The sequence below is a fragment of the Geobacillus sp. DSP4a genome (assembly GCF_013096875.1).
Classification (GTDB): domain Bacteria; phylum Bacillota; class Bacilli; order Bacillales; family Anoxybacillaceae; genus Geobacillus; species Geobacillus thermophilus.
Map to the genome: position 1 here is coordinate 1 of NZ_SDLD01000110.1, position 1,550 is coordinate 1,550.

The following is a 1,550-nucleotide window of genomic DNA, read 5'->3' on the forward strand; positions in this document are numbered from 1 at the left end:
AATCCACCACCCGAAGCGGTTTGGGAAACCGAAGCGAACGGCGGGTTTGGCGGTTGCACTTGGAAATGATCAACGCCAACAAGCGTTTCATGATGTCATAGGGAACTTCTTTCGCTTTCTTGGATACAGTTGAATAATGGAATCGCGGCAATCCATACAGAGGCCCCACATCGGCTCCGTGGCGAAAGCTTTTCCATTGATGCATGGCGGCCAGCAGGAAGAAGTGAATCAACTCGCGCAACGGAAAGGTTCGAGACGAATCACGATACCCAACCGCTTCGGCAATCAGTTGAATCTCTTCATCCGAAACAAGTTTTTGCATCAAATTCGGGAGTGTGGTATGCCCGAGTTCGACAGTTTTGAGGTCATTTTAGGCAAATGGAAATGACCAAAATGCTGTTATATCAAGGGTTTCGTGATGCGGATCCTAGGAAAAAACGCCAAATTTCATAGGCACACGACTTGACAATTTATTCTTTTAAAAAGCCCAATATCGTTTATCATATAGGCACGTACATACGACGAGTCACACGCAAAAACAAAGACGGAACGACCGTGGCCTATCTCCAGCTTGCTCACAACGAATTGGGATCCGAAGGCCAAATATGCGAAAGCGAAGGTGATGGATTCGTTCGAGTGCGAAGACGAGGTGGATTGTGCTGTCTTGGAGCGTTTGGCCAAAAGTTGCGATTCCTTTCCCCTGACTCATGAATCATATCCGAAAGTAAGAGACGGGTGTGAGCGTCTCATGCTTGGACATTTTTCTTCCAAAAACGGAGACCTTTCTCAACGAACCGAACTAACGGCCAAACAGGCTCAACTCTTTGTGGCTCTAGGGCTGGAGCCTCCTCTGAAGATCCTAGGCATCCATCCTCGCGCCTAGATACACGCCCAAAGTGTGCCCAAATGTCTCTCGTCCCTTTTGCATCAAGGGGCGAGAGGCATTTTGTTTGCCTAGTGACTGTCGAACTCGGGGTATGCTTGTTCATAGAGAGCACCTCCTGGGTTTGTTTGTGTCGCTACTCACATTCTACAGGAAAGGTGCTCTTTTTTCTATACCCTTTGGATTTTATTGGATAATCAACACGCCTGACCAATAAAAATCATTTTTTATGTTTAATATAAAAAAAGTAAAAATAAATGCAAAAAAGCAAAAATATACTTGAATTGCGTTAATTTACATATTATAATATAAATGGCTCTTCACCAAAAGTTGTGCTTGATTTTTTCATAACATGCCCCACTTACGCTTGTGAGGAAAAATCAGTAAATCAATGATTTTTGCACATCCTTGTTCAGGAGAACGTATCGCTTGTCAAGTACATGTTGTGGTGATGAACCATATAAATAACAAATATTATAATCATTTTAAAAATAAAAAACAAAAAAGGGATATAAATAAGCGCTAAGCGCTTATTTATATACTGTAGATGAGCATTTTTCATTACAATAATTTCCATGGTTAGAGAGACAAACAGGGTACCCCTTACGCGATACGGAGCTGTTTTTTGATCACATCAATGGGAATATCTTGCTTTGCAGCGTCATAA

General features: G+C 42.5%; 2 pseudogenes. One reads left to right on the forward strand and one right to left on the reverse strand.

The features are described 5' to 3' along the window. Nucleotides 1-322: pseudogene (locus tag ETC02_RS16505) on the reverse strand (IS4 family transposase); the annotation flags it as partial. Nucleotides 323-504: 182 nt separating this feature from the next. Here ETC02_RS16505 and ETC02_RS18630 point away from each other — a divergent pair. Next, nucleotides 505-883 (forward strand): annotated as a pseudogene (locus ETC02_RS18630) (hypothetical protein). Nucleotides 884-1,550: the final 667 nt, after the last annotated feature.